The sequence below is a fragment of the Rhizobium sp. CB3060 genome, assembly GCF_025200735.1.
In the GTDB taxonomy this organism is placed as follows: Bacteria; Pseudomonadota; Alphaproteobacteria; order Rhizobiales; family Rhizobiaceae; genus Rhizobium.
Genome location: NZ_CP104161.1, coordinates 46,166 through 64,133, shown reverse-complemented (window position 1 = coordinate 64,133; position 17,968 = coordinate 46,166). Strand labels below are relative to the sequence as shown.

Sequence of the window (17,968 nt, the reverse complement as noted above, 5' to 3'; positions counted from 1 at the left end):
GGCACGCAAGTTTGCGTCCGGCAAAGAGAATCCACGTGTTGCCGTCTTGTCGATCAACAGGCGGCAACATTGGAAACTGCCAGACGCTTTCAAATTGAAAGGATCCAACAGTGAAATTAGCGAAATTCCCCTATGTTGCAGTAGTCGCGCTGTTCGTTGCGGTGACCGGTTCTGCAGGCGCGCAGGAGGCCGTTGTTCCCGCGGCCGACAAGGAAGCCTTATTTACGAGCCCCGACCCAAAGCTGAATGCGAACAAGCAAGCCGCCTATCATATCGTGCGTGATCTCCTGGAGGCAAATCATTGGGAACTTGCCGACAAATATCTCACTGAACGCTATATTCAGCATAATCCGAACGCCGCTTCTGGGCGCACTGGCGTCATCAATTTCTTCACCAACGTATTGAAAATGAAGAAGGTGTCAATTCCAGAGAAGATCAGCCTGCCGGTTGCTTTCGTGACGGCGGAAGGCGACCTTGTGACGGTGGCGACCGTCAGGACCGAGAAGGACCCTAGGGACGCGTCGAAGTCCTACACCACTACTTGGTACGACACATGGCGCTTTGTTGACGGTAAGGCCGATGAACATTGGGATTCGTCGCCTAAATACTGATTGTTGGGTCGCGACCCAGGCATACAATCAGCAGAGTTTTACAGAAATGCCCACCTTAAAGCCATATGAGCACTATCCGGACCATGACTCTGTCTGCATGGCACAATTTATCTGACGGAGTAAGCGTGAAGCGAGTATTAACCTGCGTCACACAAGTTGCGTTGTCGCTGCGTTCCTGGGCTGTGGGATGATCGACCTCTAAGATGAGGGCTCCTACAGGAACGGACACAGACCCATGCAGTTCCATAACCAGATTTAAATTTTACAATTTTAAGCTTTAAGTTCAGGATTGTCGCTTTTCCCTTTTGGCGAAAGATTCGATGAATAAGCCATTCATTATCCTAAATAAATCACGAATATGTGATAATATTTTTTATATTCTCCCACACGTAATAGATGTTTTTTCTTTCCACATCTGCTTTCTCCGTATATAAAGTTGTCACCGAGGGGGAGGGTGCTTGGCGAGTTAGAGGCCAGCCCTTTCTTCATCGGCCAGGGGAGGCTTGGCAATGGCTTCGATAAGACCAGGAAAGATTTTAGGGCATCAATCGGGAAGCGATTTAGCGACCTTGACCAGCTTCGACGCTTATCCGCCTCGGAGTGCCTCTTGCCCAAGCGACAAGGAGCCGCAGCCATGTTGAGACCCATTGGCGAAAAATCCAACACCTTGCAAAAATGGACAATCTTAGAACCTGCGTGCATCGAGATGTCCCTAGGCCCTCACCGAAACTCGATTTTGCAGATTAACGCGAGGCGCCAGTCCCACAATGGTCGAGCCAGTTGCCTCAAGCGCGCGCCTTCAGGCTGCGAAGGACGGCAACCGAGCTTATAGAGTGCGGAATGACGTCGAATCCATGCGATTCTATCAAGGAAATTGGTCTATGCGGGCCGATGCATCCCAGCACCGACTTAACCGGCTAATCTGCATGGGATGCCTGCCACAATGCTAGAGGTTCTCGCGACTCTAACGCTCGAAGTTCCATATGACGGTCTTTCAGGTATTGCGGGCATGGGCTTTGCGCTTGACCAGTTCGCGCGCGCGCAGGGATTCCACAGTTTCGCGGAATGGGCGGCGGCACAGTTTCAGAAGGGTCGCTCGATCACAGGCTCGGTCGTGAAGTCCGACGAGCTTGATACCTCGTATGGCCCTGACCCCGGTCGGACCAGCACAGGGTTTGGCTATGAGGTGACGGTGTGGGTCAACGCGTCCGATGACGAATGACTTTTGTTTCGGCTCGGTTCCATGAGGCATTGCTTTGAGCGCGGCCTCCGCTTGGCCCTTCCGGAATGCACCTACTTCGATGCGTCATCTTGCACCGGGCCGCTTTCCGCCTCATGGAATATCGACCGTCCGGTCGCCTTTAAATGGATTTTATCCAGTGCAACCACTGCGTCAGCCCGGATCTGGAGCATTTTCGCGGCGCGACCCTTCTTCACATTCGGCGTGTGGATGCGCAGCAACACATTGCGATCTTCCAGGACCTGCGCGAGCAGCATGATCTGGGATGGATGATTGCCGGTGAGCCTGGCGATGGTCGAGACGCTGGGCATATGGCCGGCGGCGGCTTCGACGGCAATCGCTGTCACCATGGCGCACTGGCGCATGCGGGCCGCACCATTGTCATCCGGGAAGCGCGAGCTGAGGATCGCTCGACAGAGATCGTCGGCGGAATTGCCGACTGACGATTTCGACGCGGGGTGCGCCATTGCGGCCTGAGGCGCTGCCGCGATCTCCGGAACCTCCTCAACGCCGCGCTCGTACATCGTCAGCGCCGAAATCACGAGCTTACCGACCAGGATCGGGAGCTTTTCACCAAGAAGCCCGGCAAGGACCTTGATACGGTCGTGGCCTTCCCGGGGGACGGTGGCCCGGCACTCAACGAGATTCTCGTCGAGGGTCACGGACCACCATTTCTTCCGAATGTCCAGTTTATGGGAACCTGCAGTCATCTCCATTCCATCGGCGCGGTGTTGCTTGGCGACCGTTGTAATAGAGTTCGGCAGGACGCGCTATTCCATTTTCCGAGGCGCCTCTGGGTACGCTTGGAATTCGGCATCGATCGCGAAGAGGGCGCAGTCGGAAACTCAAGGCATGGGCGTTGTGGACAGGAGAGTGTTGTTGGGGTGGGGGAGGTCGGCGAAAGCCCAGAGGCCTTTACGGGCCTGCTGGGCAATGCCTTCCTCGATGAGATAGGGCAGGTAGACGGGATGGCTCTCGTTATCGACGGCGGCAAAGGCAAAGCCCTGGGTGATCATCGTGGCTCCGAGATCGAGCTTCTTTCCATGGACATCGCCCGTGCAGATCACCAGAAGGGTGGCCGGCTGCGATTGTCCGGCGGCGATCTGTACGACGGGCGCGCAGACCGGCTTCAGGTCGCGGACGAAGGCCGCGAGCATCGCGGTGGAGACAGCGCCGCAATCCTGATGCTCGCCCACCCTGTCCGTATAGAATGTGCCTCGCAGGCACGACTGAACACCATAGAGCCGGAAGCGTCGGCCCGCCTGCCGCCAGCTATCGCCCGTCAGGAAGGTGACACCGGTCTGCGGGATCACGAAGGTTTTGTCGGCATTGTCTGCTAATGCAGAGGAGGCGAACAGGAGGCTCGTGCCCAGCACGCACAGGAAGCGACGCTGATTGCCCATGGCCTATTCGCTCTTTGTCCCGCCTTCGACGGGCAGGCAATCCACACCGTCATTGGAATTGGTGATACAGCTGACATTGTAGCCGGCGCCGGAGATCAAATAGGAGCAGACGCTTGTTCCGGCGCCGTCCTTCGTTCCCGGCGCGCTGCAATCGAGCCCGGACTGCATGAGATTATAGAGCTTGCCGCCCTTGCCGCAGCCAAACTGGCAGGCTTTCAGGATCGAGGACTGCGAGATGACAGCGCAAGTACCGTTGTAGCAGACCTGCTGGCCGACCATGCCGGCTAGGCCGAGCCGGTTGGCTTGGACCCACTGATTGTTCTCATATTTCTCCCAGGCTGCCACCTGGGCGGAGGGACTGGCGAGAAAGTCCTCCGTCGAGCCCGACCAGTAAGATTGCAATGTGCCGCTATCGCAGAACTGGAAGGCGCCGTAGCAGCGCGTGCCGTTGACGGCCGGCGAGATGCTTCCGAAGCTTCCCTCGCTCTGCGTCACGTTGGCGGCATATTCGGCGCAGTCGGCCGGCATGCCCGCGGCCATCAGGCTGACGGCGGATTCGCCCGCAAAGGCGAATGATGCGATGAAGCCAAGGACGAGGCCGGTATTGGCGCTGACATCGCGCCTGCCGGGCCGCAACCAGCGGAGAATGGACAAGGGAAGGGACGTGCTCATGGGATCGGCGCCACGTCATAGGAGCCGTCGAGGGGACGGCCGTTCTGGTCGACTTCCTTCGTGGCGAGTTTCTTGTAGTTGAGCGATAGCATGGCCGTGCCGCCGAGCGGGAGCTGGGGGTTGGCCATCGTAACCGCCGCAGCACCCGCCTTCTTCAGGATGAGAAGGGCGGTACACATGCCCTGCATGTTGCAGTCACCGTTGGTCTGGGAGAGCAGCCATTCCCCTGATGGCGTGGTGATCCGGGCAGTGTAGATCGCCGGCGTCTGACCCAGTTGCCGGATGAACGCGAGATCGTCATCGCTCCAGACTCCGTCGGGATCGTGACGGGCATCCGGCGTCGTCCGCTCCAGTTTGAACGCATAGCCTTGCTGGGCATAGCCTTGCCGGGCGGGAACAACGATCGCGGAAACGATACCGGCAAGAATAGCGCCGGCAAACAGAAAGCGGTTCGGTCTCATGCGGATCAATCCCTGATTCTGGAGAGGCGAGTACGGACCCCGCGCAGCAGACCGCTGACGAGATCGGCAAGGGCGAGGATCACCGCACGACCGAAGCTAAAGAGCCGACGGAGAATTCGAAATGCGCTCCAGACGAGCATGCCGTGGGCGAGTGCGAAGATCGCAAGAACGACGAACGTGTAGAACGGTGCATCGAACGGGTGGTGGATCACGGCTTCGGCCTCCCGCCACATCCAGCTCAATCCCCACGATACCAGCAGCAGGACGATGACCGCGAGCCAGAGCAGGCCCCAGTATTTCCCGCCCTCCGGATCGGCTTTCCGGACCGGTTCGTAGGTCACGATCCTCTGATCGCGCATATCGGTCATCCCTCGTAAATCAACTTCACATATATAAAGTTATTTTGCTCAATGGTTCAAGTCGAACCAGAAACGTTGTTTGCCCCCGGACGACTGCCGGATATCGAAATAATACGGCTGGCCTCGAACCGGGCGCGGCTGCGAGATCGTCTCGACGCAGCTATCGCCGTCGTGGCCGAAATAGGCGCGAGATCCGCAATGATTGATCGTCTTCACACAAAGATTGGGCTCGCTGTAGGAGCTGTTGTCTCCGCCCGATGAGGTGTAACCGACCGCGTAACCCGGCGGGCAGTCGGCATATTTTTCATAACCGGGCGCTTTTGTGCCAGCGCTGGGGCACATCGGCCAGGAAAAGTGAGGCTCTGCCATCGCCGTGATCAGCTTGACCATCGGCGGCACGCAATAGGGCACGCCATGCCAGGACGGATTCGCGGAAGCCGCGCACAGCAGCACCTGGCATCCCCATTCCGCATCGGCCGCGCGCCCCGGCGCCGGCGTCGAAAACGTTGCCGCCAATGATAGTGCGCCGAGAACACCGGCCTGCCACCTGTTCACCATTAGTTGCTCCACAGCATTTTTACCGATTGATTATGCACTTTAAGTTTGTATATATAAAGTTAATAACACGGGCAATACCATGAACACCCACCTCCTCTCCCTCGCATTCATAGCTCTGTCTGTCGCTGTGACGCCGGCCGTCTCCGCCGAGAATGGCACCGTTCCTGGCGTTGCCACCTGCATCGACGGCGCCGTCGCGCCCGAGGCGATCAAGGAAATGATTCGTCAGGAAAGTGAGCGGCAAGGCGTCGATACGCGGCTGGCGATGGCAATCTCCGATCAAGAGTCCGGCTTTGGTCGGAACGTCAACTCGCCCGCCGGCGCGCGTGGTCCGATGCAGCTCATGTCCGCCACCGCGGCCCGCTATAACGTGGTCGATATATGTGATGCCGCCCAGAACATTCGCGGTGGGATTGCTTATCTCAAGGATCTCGGCGGTCTCTTCGGCGGCAATATCCTCCTGACGGTCGCCGCCTACAACGCCGGCGAAGACCGAATCATCCGGTCTGGCGGGGTGCCGGCGATCGCCGAGACGGTGAACTATACCGCGCTGGTCGCCAATGCCTATTACGGTTTCGACAATTCGCTGAAGGGCGGCCGCCATCGCAAGGACGCTGTGGCCCCCACTGAGGCTTCCGCGGGCGTCGACCTTCTCGCCACCGGCTCTGTCTCAGGCCAGCCGATCCCCATCAATCGAAGCAGAACAGAACCCGCCGTCCCCACCTGGATCGGCGGTTCGGTCCTTTATGTCCAATAGCAGGGAGTCATCGATGAACACCGTCCGCCGCACCATGAAGATGCTGGTTTCCCCTCGCAACCGTTTGCTTGCCGTCCACGCTCTTGCGCTTGCAGCCATCCTGTTCGGCCAGACGGATCTTGCCTTTGCCGCGGGCGATGTCTTCCAGCCGATCCAATCGGTGTTCACGACGCTTCTCAACTTCATGACCGGCACCTTCGCGACGACAGCGGCGACGATCGCGTGCGCCGCCGTTGGCTATCTCGCGCTCACAAGCAGGATCCCGTGGTCCTGGTGCTTTTCGATCATCGTCGGTATCGCCTTCATCTTTGGCGGTTCGCAGCTCGTCACCTCGATGTCCTCTGGCTTGGGGAACTGATGAGCGAGCTCGAAAAGCCTCAGATCGCACCGCTCGTTATCGCGCTGACGCGTCCCAGGATGATGTGGGGCGTCCCGATCGGTCTCTTCGTCGGCGAGTTGATGATCGTGGTGATGACCTTCCTCAACACCAAGAACCTGGCGACCTTCCTGCTCTTCCTGCCGCTTCATGCGGCAGCCTATGTGATGACCGTTCGTGATCCACACCTGGCCAATGTGGTCAGGATGCGCTTCGCGAAATGCCCCTGGGTCCGGAACCGCCATTTCTGGGGCGGTAATTCCTACCAACCCTGAGGAGAGACGTCATGCAGAGCGCCGTTCGTCAGGGTCTCCGCTTTGGTGGAGAGATCGCCCGGGAAAAGCCGGTTTCCAAGCATGTTCCGTATCTGCGCCACGTCGACGAAGAGACGTTGCGCACCAAAGAGGGCATGTTGGTCTCGATCATCCGGTTCGACGGCTTCTGCCATCAGACTGCCGACCAGGCCTTCATCGACAACGAAGCCGCCAATCGCAACACCCTGCTGCGGGCTCTTTCGGACAGCCGGTTCGCTGTCTATTCCCACATCATACGCCGGCGCATCCCGCCTGATATCGACGGTGCGTTCTCTCTCCCCTTCTGCAAGGCGCTCGACGAGCGCTACATGCAGGCGCTGTCGAACACGCGCATGTATTCGAACGAACTTTATCTCACCGTCATCCGCCGCGGCTTCCAGGGCAAGGTCGGCCTTGCCGATAACGTGCTGTCTCGGTTCCGCCAGGTGAGCGGCATCTCCGGCCGAGCGCTCGATCTCGAGGCGCGGCAGGAATTGCGCGACCATGTCGCCAACATCGTCAAGGGGATGGAAGGTTATGGCGCGCGCCTCCTGAAGGCGACGATGCGCGATGGCAGCGCTTTTTCCGAACCGCTCGAGTTTCTCGGCCAGCTTCTGAACGGCGGCGTACCGGTCAAAATGCTTCTGCCCCGAATGCCGCTCGACGAATATCTACCGACCCGGCGCATCACTTTCGGGCGGCGGATGCTTGAAATGCGCGGCGGCAACGACGCGGAAACTCGCTTCGGCGCCATGCTTTCGGTGCGCGAATACCCGCCTTATACCGCTGCCGGGATGCTGGACGGGCTCCTGAAGGTTCCGGGCGAACTCATCGTCAGCCAGAGCTTTGCCCTGCAGGACCGGGCACCGGTCCTTTCCGAAATGGACCGGATCGAGCGCCAGATCAGCGTCTCCGACGAGCGCGGCACCAGCCTTGAAAGTGCAATCTCGATCGCCAAGGACGAGCTGGTCAACGGTCGCGCCGTGATGGGCTACCATCATCTTTCCGTCATGGCGCTCGGCAATTCCATCAAGGAGACCGAGGCCTGCGGCCAAGCGGTCACCAAGGAGCTGCAGAACGCCGGCATGGTGGTGGTGCGTGAGGACCTCAACGCCGAGCCGGCTTTCTGGGCGCAGCTTCCGGGAAATTTCAGCTACATTGCCAGACGCGCGATGATCTCCTCGCGGAATTTCTGCGGCATGGCCTCCTATCACAATTTCGCGCTCGGCAGGCCGGACGGCAATCGCTGGGGGCCGGCGATCTCGCTCCTCCAGACGACGTCGATGACGCCGTACTATTTCAATTTCCACAAGGGCGAGGTCGGCAACTTCATCGTCACCGGCCCGACCGGCTCCGGCAAGACCGTCGGGCTGCTCTTCCTGCTGTCCCAGGCGATGCGCACCAGCCCGCAACCGCGCTGCGCGCTTTTCGACAAGGATCGAGGCGGGGAGATCTTCATCCGCGCCTGTGGCGGGCAATACGAGGTCCTCAAGCCCGGCATTGCCACCGGCTTCAATCCCCTGCAGCTCGAAGACACGCCCGAAGGCCGGACCTTCCTCCATGACCTGTTGGCCTATCTCGTCCGGCCGCGCAACGAAGGCGACAAGCTCTCCGCCGAACAGGAGAAGATCCTGACGATCGCCGTCGAGCAGATCTTCGCAGCGCCCATCCGCGAGCGGCAGTTCCGGGACGTCATCCATCTGCTGCGCGGCGCGGAGATGGCCGGCCGGGACGATCTCGCATCGCGCTTCGAGGTCTGGTGCGACACGCATGGCTGGCTCTTCGACAATCCCGTCGACCGCTGGGATGCCGATCGCGGTATCTTCGGTTTCGATCTGACCGCCATTCTTGACGATCCGGAGATCCGCACCGCCGCACTTGGCTACATTTTCTTCCGCATCGGCGGAATGCTCGACGGCGTGCGGCCGATGATGCTCTTCATCGATGAGGGTTGGAAGGTTGTCGTCGACGAAAAAGCCGGCGAGTTTCTCAATGATCAGCTCAAGACGATCCGTAAAAAGAACGGCATCATCGGGCTTGGAACGCAATCGCCGCGCGACATCACCACGGCGAAGATTTCCCATACGCTGCTCGAGCAGAGCCCGACCAATATCTTCTTTCCGAATCCGAAAGCCGATCGCGACAGCTATATGGGCGCCTTCGGTCTGTCGGAAACCGAATTCGACTGGGTGAAGTCGACCTCGTCCACCAGCCGGCAATTCCTCGTGAAGCACGACCATGACAGCGTGATCGCAAGGCTCGATCTCTCCGCGCTCCCTGAGTTCATCAAGGTCCTGTCGGGGCGCACCGAGACGGTGGCCGAATGCGAGCGCCTGCGGGAAAAGTTCGGCGACGCGCCCGAAGACTGGCTTCCCTATTTCTGCGGCTGGAAGGAGGAATGACCATGCGTCTTGCGCTCACCGTCCTTGTCGGCGCGAGCCTTCTCCTCGCTCCCAGACCATCCTTCGCCCAGGTGCCGGTCAACGACGCCCAACGGGCAAAGTCCGAGACCAATACCGCCGTCTGCATGCAGCGCGCCCGGACCTTCAAGCAGGGATCGGTCACGCCGACGAAGAATATTCATGGCAGCGTCACCGTCCAGAGCGACACCGGCGGCATCCGTTCTGTGTCCGGCCAGTCCGTGATCGGCAAGGCGCTCACCGGAACCACGATCGGCGGAAATGACTTCGCGCTACTGCTTGGCGCTGCAAATACGATCCAGGCGATCAAGACGAAGAATGTCGGGCAGGCTGTCGCCTCGCTTGCGGCTGTCGCCGCTGCGATCTCTGCGAATTCGACATCGCTTTCGACCCAGTCCAGCGCGATCGGCCAGGCTACGACGATCAAGGGCGCTTTCGAGCAGAATGCCGTCACCCGGCTCACCCACGCGCAGGTGTGGAATCAGGCGATCCAGGCGGTTGCAGCCGCCAATCAGCTTCGCAACCAGCGGCTCCTCGATCTGGCCGCAGCCGCCAGCGCGACCTCCAAGGTCATGACCTACGATCCGTCGAAGGTGACGCTGACCAATCCGCAACACCAGGAAGGGAACCAATAATGCAGGTCTTGCCCGTTCGCCGCTGCGCCAGCGCAGCACTATTCATTCTCTCGATCTTGGCTTCCACCGGAACGGTGTTCGCGCAGGTGCCCGTCATCGACGAAGCGACGTTGTCACAGGCGAAGGAGACGGCCTCGAACACCGCCCAGATCATGAGCAGCAACAGCGATATCCTGCAGACCGTCAACAAGACGCTGGCTGCCGTCACCGGCAATCGCTCGACTGCGGAAATCGCCGGCACGGCGCTGGGCTCTGGCTTCACGATGGGCAACGCGCCGGACTTCTCGTCGCTTCTCTCCGGCCAGATGGCCTGGGGAAAGCTCGGCTCTTACGGAGCGGCCGCCTCGACGATCCTCAACGGCCTCAACCTCGTGAAGACGCTCTCCGGACAGACGAATAGCGCGAGCTACACGCGCGGCGACAAATCCTACCAGGCGCTGGTCAATACCGCGACCGCACTGACGGCGGCGATCTCCGGCACGCAGGCGAGCACCGAGCAGCGTGTCCAGACGTTTCAGGGGGTCGAGAGGCAGATCGGCACGGCCTCCGACATCAAGGGGTCGATCGACCAGAATTCGCAGGTCCAGACCCAGACAGCGCAAACTGTTAACGAGTTGGTCGGCGCGGTCAATGCCGGCAACGCGGCGCTCAACGCCCAGCAGATGCAGCAGATCGCCGCGGAAGCCGCCATCGCCGAGTTCATGACCTATGACAGCAGCAAAGTAACCCTCACGGGCCAATAGGAATCCCCATGCTTCGATGCACTATCGTCCTCGCGCTTGGCGCACTTCTTGCGTCCGTTTCAGGCTGCGCCGGCCACAAGGAGCTGAAGGCGCCGTGTTCGGCGCAATTGAGCCCGAGCTTTTTCTCTTCCGCCGCCTATGCCGCAGAGACTGATTGCGGCCCGCTGATCCGCCAGGACGGCGTTACCATGTTCTGAAAGCGCGATCCCCATGGCCAATGACATATTCGATACCCTGTTCGGCAAGGTCGACAGCATGGGAACCTCGGCCGTGCAGAGCATGTACCAGGCGCTCGCAACCTATCTCGGCCCGCTCTTCCTTGCCGCGCTCACCGTCTATGTCGTCTGGTGGGGCTACGAGATGCTGTTCGGCCGGGCGCCGATGACCGCCGGCGCTTTCGTCTGGAAGTTCGGCCGCGCCTTCATCGCCTACAGCCTGATCGTCTCCTGGGCGACCTACCAGCCGCTAATCGTGACACCACTGGTTCAGGCGCCGAATGCGGTTGCCACCGTCGTCTGCGAGGCAGCGGGCGGTGAGGGCTGCGGGACGGGCGGGGCATCGATGGGCCAGAGCCTTTCCGACATCTGGCACGCCGGCATGGCGGGCGCATCCGCCGTCGCCTCGCAGGGTGGCGTGACGGCTTTCTGGCTGTATTTCATTGCCGGCGCGATCATCATCTTCGTGCTGATCCTTTGCGCGACAGCGGCCGTGATCCTGATCATGGGGAAGATGACTATGTTCATCCTGCTCGGGATCGGTCCAATCGTAATTTGCTGCGCGCTCTTCAACATCACGTCAGGTGTGGTCGACGGCTGGATCCGGTCGCTTGCGACCTACTCGCTGCTGCCGATCCTCGTCTATACCGTGCTCGGTCTGATGACGACCCTGCTCGGCAATACCGTGACCGCCCTTCAATCGGGATCACCGACGCTCGGAACGGTCACTCCCTTCATCTTCATGTGCATGGCCACGACCCTGATGTTGAAGGAGGTCGTCGGCCTTGCCGCAGCGATCGCTGGCGGCGGCCCGCGCATCGACAGTTCCACCAGCTCCGGATTGCTCATGATGCGCACCGGCGCCCTTCTCGGCGCGACAGGCGCTTGGCGTGGCAGCCGCGCGTTGTGGAGCCGTTTTTACGGGCAGACCGCGACCGTTTCGGACGGCAGCGCATCGGCCGCTCAGGTCATGTCGGCGGCGCTCAACGCCCGCAAGTGATTTCCAGGAGATATTGAATGCAAGTTGAAGACAATGCCGGGGCGACGGCGTCATCGGCGTCGCCAGGCATAGACCCCCGCTACTATCAGGAAGGCGAGCGCTGGGAGAAAGCCGTCTATCGCTCGGTCGCCGCGTCACGCGCCGTCTGGCGGGTGGTGGCGATCACGCTCAGCATCGCTCTCCTCGCCATGATCGGGCTACTATGGGCCACCCTGCCGCTGAAGAGTTTCGACGTCGTCGTGCTCGAGGTCGACAAGACCACCGGCTATGTCGAGGCAAGCCGCCCGCTCTCCGAAGCGGGAGACCTCACCCAGAACGAGGCCGTGACGCGCGCCAACATCGTTCGCTTCATCCGTGCGAGGGAAGCCTACGATCCGAAGGGCTTGAGGGATAATTTCGACCTGGCCTCGCTCTATGCGACCGGCAAGGCGGCGCAGGATCTCGCCAACACCTATTCCGGCTCCAATCCCGACAATCCCGTCAAAGTCTATGGCGCCGACACCACTGTCTCGGTCGCGATCAAGAGCATCATCTTCCTCAACGAAAGGACGGCCGCGGTTCGATTTTCGACGACCCGCAGTGGCCAAACGGGACAGACAGAGACGAATCATTGGGTCGCCAACGTCCGCTTCAAGTATACATCCGAGCCGATGCGCAACGACTGGCGCTTTGACAATCCGCTCGGATTCCAGGTCACCGAATACCGCCGTGACCAGGAAACCGTCAATTCGACGGAGGATCGCCAATGATCGAGTGCAAGAAATGGATCGAGCGCAAGAGAGAACTCCTCGTCACTGCCACGCTGCTGCTTGCGATCGGTGCGCCCCTCGTGAAGGCGGAAAGCCTGCCCCAGGCGGTGAAGGCAGACGTCAGGATCCGCACCGTCCCCTTCCAGAGGGACAATATCATCTATCTCGCCGGCATGATGGGCGTATCCACCATGATCGTCTTTAACGACGACGAGAAGATCGCGACGGTCGCCATGGGCGACAGCGTCGCCTGGCAGGCCGTCCCCGACCAGTCGAAGCAATATCTCTTCATCAAGCCGCTCGAACCGAACGCCGTCACCAACATGAATGTCGTCACCTCGAAGCGGGTCTACAATTTCATGCTGACGGGTGCGACGCCGGGCAATACCCGCAATGCCGTCATCAAGCTGCGGTTCTCCTATCCCGAGGACGCGGCCAGCGTAAAACTCCTAGCGACGGCGAAGGAAAATGCTTCCATGCCGAACATCAAGGCAGCGCTCGCGAACCCCGCGGGGCTCAACTACGACTATGGCTACAAGGGCGCGGTCGACAACAGACCGACCGCCATGTTCGACGACGGCACCAAGACCTTTTTCCAGTTCTCCGGTGAGCTGCCCGCCTTCTTTGCCGTGAAATCCGATGGTCATGAAAGCCTCGTGAACTTCCGGCGCGAGGGGGACTATATCGTCATCGACAAGGTGGCGGACCAGTGGACGCTGCGCAACGGCGATGTCGCCACCTGTGTCTTCAATCTCAAGAAAACCGCGCATCGGCAGCCCGTCGTCACCGTCGCCGACGATCACCACGGAGGCGGCAATGGCCATTGATTTCGAGGAAGAGGCAAAGATCACCGAAACCGTGGCACGTCCTGCCCGCGGCAGGGGCGGGAAACTTGCACCCCTTCTGCTCGGCTCCGCGGCACTCGCCATTCTCGGCTACGCCGCCTATGTCTCGTTCGGCGGCCAGAAGGCGCCGGCTTCTTCAGAGGCACGGGAAGAGTTCAAGACCGCAAGCCGTTCCGGTCATCTGAACCTCGATCCCAAGGCTGTGCCCGAACCGGAAGACAACAAGCTGGTGATCACGCCGCCGCCAGTCGAGACTGAACAAAAGGTTGAGCCGGTGATCATCGCCGCGCCTCCGGTCGACGATGGCGCGGCCCGTCGGGCGGCTGAAGAGGCAGAGCGCGCCCGAAAGGCCGAAGAGCTGCGGCAGGCCCGGTTGCGCTCGAACATGCTGGTCGTCGACCAAGGGCAAGCGTCTGACTCCCTCATGGGCGCGAATTCATCGAACACAACAGCGAATGTCGGGGCGGCGGACGACGATCCGAACCGCAAATTCGTCGCCGCCGTCGGCGCCCAGGACATCGAGACCGCCAAGGCGACCCGCAACGACCGGATCGATGCGCTGATCCCACAGGGCACGCTCATCCGCGGTGTCCTCGAAACCGCGATCCAGTCCGATCTTCCCGGCATGGTCCGGGCGGTCATCTCAACCGATGTCTATTCCTTCGACGGTCGCCGCATCTTGCTGCCGAAGGGCACGATGCTGACCGGCGAATACAAGAGCGGCATCGCCCGCGGCCAGACTCGGGTGCTGATCGTCTGGACACGGGCGCTGAGAGCCGACGGCACCTCCGTTGCTCTCGGCTCCTACGGCGCCGACGATCTCGGCAGGTCGGGCCTGCCAGGTATCGTCGACAAGCACTATCTCGAGCGTTTCGGTGCTGCCTCCGTGCTGAGCCTCGTGGGCGGAGTGTCCTCCTTCATTGCCGGCCTCAATACCGATGGCAGCAGTTCGACCTCATCGTCGTCATCCACGGCGTCCGACGCGCAGAGCCAGGCGCAGCAGACCATCTCCCAGACGATGGCCGAGATGGCAAACACTGCCCTGAAGGATTCGATCAATATTCCGCCGACCATCTATGTCGATCAGGGCAGCCAGATCGTCGTCTTCGTGCGCCGCGACCTCGATTTCTCTTCCCTCTATCCCGATCCCGTGAAGGAGGCCGTCAATGAGCTACGCCGCGCCCAGCTCTCCAGCAAACGGCGCTGACGGCGCCTCGCTTTGGCAATCCCTTCCAATCTTCTTCCGGCAGGTCGCGCAACCCATTCGCTTCCTGCTGGAGGATCCCGCCGTCATTGAGATCATGTGCAATCGTCCCGGAGAAGTCTGGGTCGAGCGCACCGACCAGGCACGGATGGTCCGGCATGCGGTAGCTAGCCTCGACGAACGGGCGATCCGCGGCCTCGCCCAGATGATCGCCGGCTCCACTCAGCAAAGCGTCAATGAGGAAACACCGCTGCTGTCTGCCGCCATGCCGCATGGCGAACGGTTTCAGGCGGTGCTGGCTCCGGTTGCGGCAGCGGGCGGTGCCTTTGCGATCCGCAAGCAGGTCATCCGCGACATGAGCCTCGACGACTATGTCGCGCTCGGCGGTTTCGACAGCGTTCGTGTGTCCGGCCCGGCCGGAACCGTCGCCGATCTCTCCGACCTCGATCGCGAGCTGGTCGAGCGTCTGGTCGATCCTTCGCCCAAGACAAGGCGGGACTGGTTCCGCTTCGCCGTCGAAAACCGCGTCACTCTGCTGATTTCCGGCGGCACCTCCTCGGGCAAGACCACGTTCTTCAACGGCCTCCTGAAGGATGTCCCGCTCTGGGAACGGCTTATCTCCATCGAGGATACGCGCGAACTCAGGCCGCCCCAGCCGAACACACTGGCGCTGATCGCCTCCAAGGGTGCGCAGGGCAGGGCGAAGACCACCATCCAGGATTGCCTCGAAGCCGCCCTGCGCCTACGGCCGGATCGCATCTTCATGGGCGAGATCCGCGGGGCGGAAGCGTTCTCGTTCCTGCAGGCCGTCAATACCGGCCATCCCGGCTCGATGTCGACGCTGCACGCCGACAATCCCGTCGGCGCCTATGAGCGTCTGGCGATGGCAACCATGCAGGCAGGCCTTGGTCTTTCCAAGGCCGAGCTTCTCGAATTCGTCCGCTTCGTCGCGCCCGTCGTAGTGCAGATCAGCCGCGATCCCGTCACGATGAAGCGTGGTGTCACGGAGATCTATTTCAACAAATGGCCGGCATCATGAAGCGCTATGAAAAGATCGCCCTGATCGTCGCCGGTCCATTCCTTGCCGCTGCTGCCCTGTTCTTCGCGTGGTCCACCAATTATGCGGCGGCCAGCTTCTTCCTCCTGAAAAGCACAGCAATGTGGAAGAGTTTTACGACTGACGACTTGGCTATGCCGGCCAAGCAGGCTTGGGTCTATCTGGGAAACCCGAAGGTCCGCAGTCTGATCGGCGTGGCCACCATCGCGACGCTGGTCGAAGCGACTATCGCCACCGGCGGCATCCTGTTGCTGCTCTTCCGCCCCTGGGAGGTCCGCCCGCCGGGCGACGGTTCGCGCTTCGCAACGCTGAAGGATCTGGAAAAGAGCGGACTGACCCAGGGCGAGCCCGGAAAATCCATCCTCCTCGGCACCATCGGCAATGGCAAGAAAGCGGTCGACATCCGCTATAGAGGCGACAGCCATTTCTTCGTCAACGGTCCGTCGCGCTCCGGCAAGGGCAGGGGGTTTGTGATGACGAACCTGCTCGAATATCTGGGCTCGGTCGTCGTTCTCGACGTGAAACTGGAAAACTTTGCGCTCACCGGTGCAGCCCGTCTCGCAATGGGCCAGAAATGTTTCGTCTTCGCGCCGGGCTCAAAGAATTCGCACCGCTGGAACCCGCTGGATTTTGTGCGGGACTGGCCGGAGCGCTCGACCGACCTCATCAATCTCGCCACCACGCTTCTGCCGATCGGCGAGAAGGAGGAGGGTTACTGGAAGCAGACGGCCCGCGGCCTGATGGCTTCGTTGATCGGCTATGTCCTTGAATCCGGGACGATGGAGGGCCGGCGAAACCTGCGCTCGGCGTTGCGGTTGTTTTCGACTGGGAAACCGTTTTCGGAGGTGCTCGAAGCGATCATAGCCAACGAGCCGGGGTTGAACGATTTCATCCTCGCCGGTTTTCGGCAGCATCTCGGGCGGGATGAGGATCAGCGGCCGTCTTTCGAGGGGCACATTGTTACGGTGCTCGCGCCCTTCAACAATCTGCTGATGGCCGAGGCTTGTGCGGCGAGCGACTTCGATGTCAGAGATCTCAGGCGCGCACCGTTTTCGTTGTTTATCGCCAGTCCCGTATCGGACTTCGGGACGGTGGAACCGTTGATCCGGCTTCTGATCCAGCAGATCCACGACGTTATGCTGCGCCGGCTGCCAGACCGGCAAGAGCCGCACAAGATCCTCATGATGCTCGACGAATTCTACCAGTTCGAGCGTCTTCCGGAGATCGTCAGACGGGCACCCTTGGTGGCCGGCTACGGGCTCACTATCGCGCTCGTTGCCCAGAACATCCCGCAGATCGACGAGCGCTACGGACAGAAGACCCGCGATGCCCTGATCGGCAATATGGACATCAAGCTATTCATTGCCGTCGGCGACGAGACCACCGCTCGCTTCGTTTCCACTCATCTCGGCCGGAAATACGAGGAGCGGGAAGGGTGGGGGCGCAATCGAGGCGTCCTGACCTCGAAGACAGCATCACAGGGCCGCTTCGAACTGGTTCCGCTTATGGATCCCGACGCGGTTCAGCGCCTCGACGACGAGAAGACCATCCTGCAGATCCGCAGCGGCTATGGCGCCATCCTCAACAAACTGAACTTCTACACCCAGGACCGGTTCATCGCCCGACGCCGGCAGGTCGAGCCTTTTGCCAGGGACCTCTCCATTCCGGAAATCGTACTGCTGCCGGAATGGCCGCTATTCGAGACAAGACCAAAGGCGACGGAACCAACGAAGGCGGAGCAAGTACCGCAGGCCGAGAGCGCCGTCCCCGATCATGATGCCATTGTGCTGACGCAGGCGCGGGCCGTGTTCACCGACCCCGCCGCCCTGATGCACGCCTATAGACACGCCATTATGGCGGCCGACGATCAAGCGGTCGCCGATCTGCTGTTCCGGTTGCGAACCGCCCCTGAGACGATCGCCCCCCTGCGTGGCAATCGTGGCAGGCTCGATGCCAGGGGGCGGCAAGTGCGCGCCGCCGCCCTCGATGCCGTCTGGCCCTTGCGCGACGCGATCACCGCCGCTCGCTGGGCTGCGATCGCCGCACGTCTCGAACTGACGGCGAATGGGGCGGAACTGTTCTTCTCTCCGGGCACGCCTCTGCCCCCAGTTCCGATTGGCAATGAGGCAGAAGACGACGAGGACAATCGGCTCGAACTCTTCTTCCAGGATGGAAGCGCCGTCGTCGCCGAGATCGAAGAGCTTGTGGATGACGACATCGATGCCGGCCGCGCTGCAGACGCCGGCGCATTGTCGCGTGCCCTCGTCAATCTGCGCACCGGCTACGAGCAATCGATGAACGACGCCCAGGAAGTCAACGAGATCAGGATCGCGGAGGTCGCGACCGCCAGGGAAACCCTCTGATCGGGGT

Annotated in this window: 21 protein-coding genes; 15 read left to right on the top strand and 6 right to left on the bottom strand. The window is 60.8% G+C overall.

Annotation, left to right across the window (positions count from 1 at the left end; all coding sequences use genetic code 11):
- Window positions 1–110: 110 nt before the first annotated feature.
- Together N2601_RS32475 and N2601_RS32470 are read left to right on the top strand one after the other, a co-directional pair.
- Window positions 111–611 (top strand): nuclear transport factor 2 family protein, encoded by a 501-nt coding sequence (locus tag N2601_RS32475; RefSeq protein ID WP_260306046.1) that lies wholly within the window; start codon window positions 111–113, stop codon window positions 609–611.
- A gap of 943 nt (window positions 612–1,554) precedes the next feature.
- Window positions 1,555–1,833: a hypothetical protein gene (locus N2601_RS32470; protein ID WP_260306045.1), complete on the top strand. Its 279-nt coding sequence runs from the start codon at window positions 1,555–1,557 to the stop codon at window positions 1,831–1,833.
- Between the two features lie 71 nt (window positions 1,834–1,904).
- Here the strand turns inward: N2601_RS32470 and N2601_RS32465 are convergent, their stop codons facing one another.
- From N2601_RS32465 to N2601_RS32440, 6 genes are all read right to left on the bottom strand, one after another.
- On the bottom strand, window positions 1,905–2,561 hold the full coding sequence (locus N2601_RS32465; RefSeq protein WP_260306044.1) for a hypothetical protein: 657 nt from the start codon (window positions 2,559–2,561) through the stop codon (window positions 1,905–1,907).
- 135 nt (window positions 2,562–2,696) lie between these two features.
- Window positions 2,697–3,254 (bottom strand): thermonuclease family protein, encoded by a 558-nt coding sequence (locus tag N2601_RS32460; protein WP_260306043.1) that lies wholly within the window; start codon window positions 3,252–3,254, stop codon window positions 2,697–2,699.
- Between the two features lie 3 nt (window positions 3,255–3,257).
- The gene (locus N2601_RS32455; protein WP_260306042.1) at window positions 3,258–3,926 is read right to left on the bottom strand and encodes an acyltransferase; all 669 of its coding nucleotides are present in this window, start codon (window positions 3,924–3,926) and stop codon (window positions 3,258–3,260) included.
- Entirely contained in the window at window positions 3,923–4,387 is a 465-nt protein-coding gene (locus tag N2601_RS32450) for a hypothetical protein (RefSeq protein ID WP_260306041.1), read from the bottom strand. Before N2601_RS32450 ends, N2601_RS32455 begins: the two co-directional genes overlap by 4 nt.
- A gap of 5 nt (window positions 4,388–4,392) precedes the next feature.
- Window positions 4,393–4,746, bottom strand: a complete 354-nt coding sequence (locus tag N2601_RS32445; RefSeq protein ID WP_260306040.1) for a hypothetical protein — start codon at window positions 4,744–4,746, stop codon at window positions 4,393–4,395.
- Window positions 4,747–4,794: 48 nt separating this feature from the next.
- On the bottom strand, window positions 4,795–5,304 hold the full coding sequence (locus tag N2601_RS32440; RefSeq protein WP_260306039.1) for a hypothetical protein: 510 nt from the start codon (window positions 5,302–5,304) through the stop codon (window positions 4,795–4,797).
- Window positions 5,305–5,383: 79 nt separating this feature from the next.
- On the opposite strand from N2601_RS32440, the gene N2601_RS32435 reads away from it, so the two are divergent.
- Genes N2601_RS32435 through N2601_RS32375 form a run of 13 tightly spaced genes read left to right on the top strand, consistent with a single transcriptional unit; the run spans window position 5,384 to window position 17,961 of the window.
- Entirely contained in the window at window positions 5,384–6,061 is a 678-nt protein-coding gene (locus N2601_RS32435) for a lytic transglycosylase domain-containing protein (RefSeq protein ID WP_260306038.1), read from the top strand.
- Window positions 6,062–6,074: 13 nt separating this feature from the next.
- On the top strand, window positions 6,075–6,419 hold the full coding sequence (locus N2601_RS32430) for a TrbC/VirB2 family protein (RefSeq protein ID WP_260306037.1): 345 nt from the start codon (window positions 6,075–6,077) through the stop codon (window positions 6,417–6,419).
- Complete coding sequence (locus tag N2601_RS32425; protein ID WP_260306036.1) at window positions 6,419–6,712, top strand: type IV secretion system protein VirB3; 294 nt, start codon at window positions 6,419–6,421, stop codon at window positions 6,710–6,712. Before N2601_RS32430 ends, N2601_RS32425 begins: the two co-directional genes overlap by 1 nt.
- 11 nt (window positions 6,713–6,723) lie before the next feature.
- Window positions 6,724–9,132, top strand: a complete 2,409-nt coding sequence (locus N2601_RS32420; protein WP_260306034.1) for a VirB4 family type IV secretion/conjugal transfer ATPase — start codon at window positions 6,724–6,726, stop codon at window positions 9,130–9,132.
- Window positions 9,129–9,785, top strand: coding sequence for a hypothetical protein (locus tag N2601_RS32415; protein WP_260306033.1), 657 nt, complete (start codon window positions 9,129–9,131; stop codon window positions 9,783–9,785). Before N2601_RS32420 ends, N2601_RS32415 begins: the two co-directional genes overlap by 4 nt.
- Window positions 9,785–10,528, top strand: a complete 744-nt coding sequence (locus N2601_RS32410) for a type IV secretion system protein (protein ID WP_260306032.1) — start codon at window positions 9,785–9,787, stop codon at window positions 10,526–10,528. Before N2601_RS32415 ends, N2601_RS32410 begins: the two co-directional genes overlap by 1 nt.
- Window positions 10,529–10,536: 8 nt before the next feature.
- Window positions 10,537–10,725, top strand: coding sequence for a hypothetical protein (locus N2601_RS32405; RefSeq protein ID WP_260306031.1), 189 nt, complete (start codon window positions 10,537–10,539; stop codon window positions 10,723–10,725).
- A 13-nt stretch (window positions 10,726–10,738) separates the two neighbouring features.
- The gene (locus tag N2601_RS32400) at window positions 10,739–11,743 is read left to right on the top strand and encodes a type IV secretion system protein (RefSeq protein ID WP_260306030.1); all 1,005 of its coding nucleotides are present in this window, start codon (window positions 10,739–10,741) and stop codon (window positions 11,741–11,743) included.
- Between the two features lie 17 nt (window positions 11,744–11,760).
- A complete protein-coding gene (locus N2601_RS32395) occupies window positions 11,761–12,492 on the top strand; it encodes a virB8 family protein (RefSeq protein ID WP_260306029.1) in 732 nt (243 codons plus the stop codon).
- On the top strand, window positions 12,489–13,319 hold the full coding sequence (locus N2601_RS32390) for a TrbG/VirB9 family P-type conjugative transfer protein (RefSeq protein ID WP_260306028.1): 831 nt from the start codon (window positions 12,489–12,491) through the stop codon (window positions 13,317–13,319). The genes N2601_RS32395 and N2601_RS32390 overlap by 4 nt, the downstream gene beginning before the upstream one ends.
- The gene (gene virB10 / locus N2601_RS32385) at window positions 13,309–14,544 is read left to right on the top strand and encodes a type IV secretion system protein VirB10 (protein WP_260306027.1); all 1,236 of its coding nucleotides are present in this window, start codon (window positions 13,309–13,311) and stop codon (window positions 14,542–14,544) included. Before N2601_RS32390 ends, virB10 begins: the two co-directional genes overlap by 11 nt.
- A complete protein-coding gene (gene virB11, locus N2601_RS32380) occupies window positions 14,504–15,580 on the top strand; it encodes a P-type DNA transfer ATPase VirB11 (RefSeq protein WP_260306026.1) in 1,077 nt (358 codons plus the stop codon). The genes virB10 and virB11 overlap by 41 nt, the downstream gene beginning before the upstream one ends.
- Window positions 15,577–17,961 carry a type IV secretory system conjugative DNA transfer family protein gene (locus N2601_RS32375; protein WP_260306023.1) on the top strand — a complete coding sequence of 795 codons (2,385 nt, stop codon included), beginning with the start codon at window positions 15,577–15,579 and terminating at the stop codon, window positions 17,959–17,961. Before virB11 ends, N2601_RS32375 begins: the two co-directional genes overlap by 4 nt.
- Window positions 17,962–17,968 lie beyond the last annotated feature (7 nt).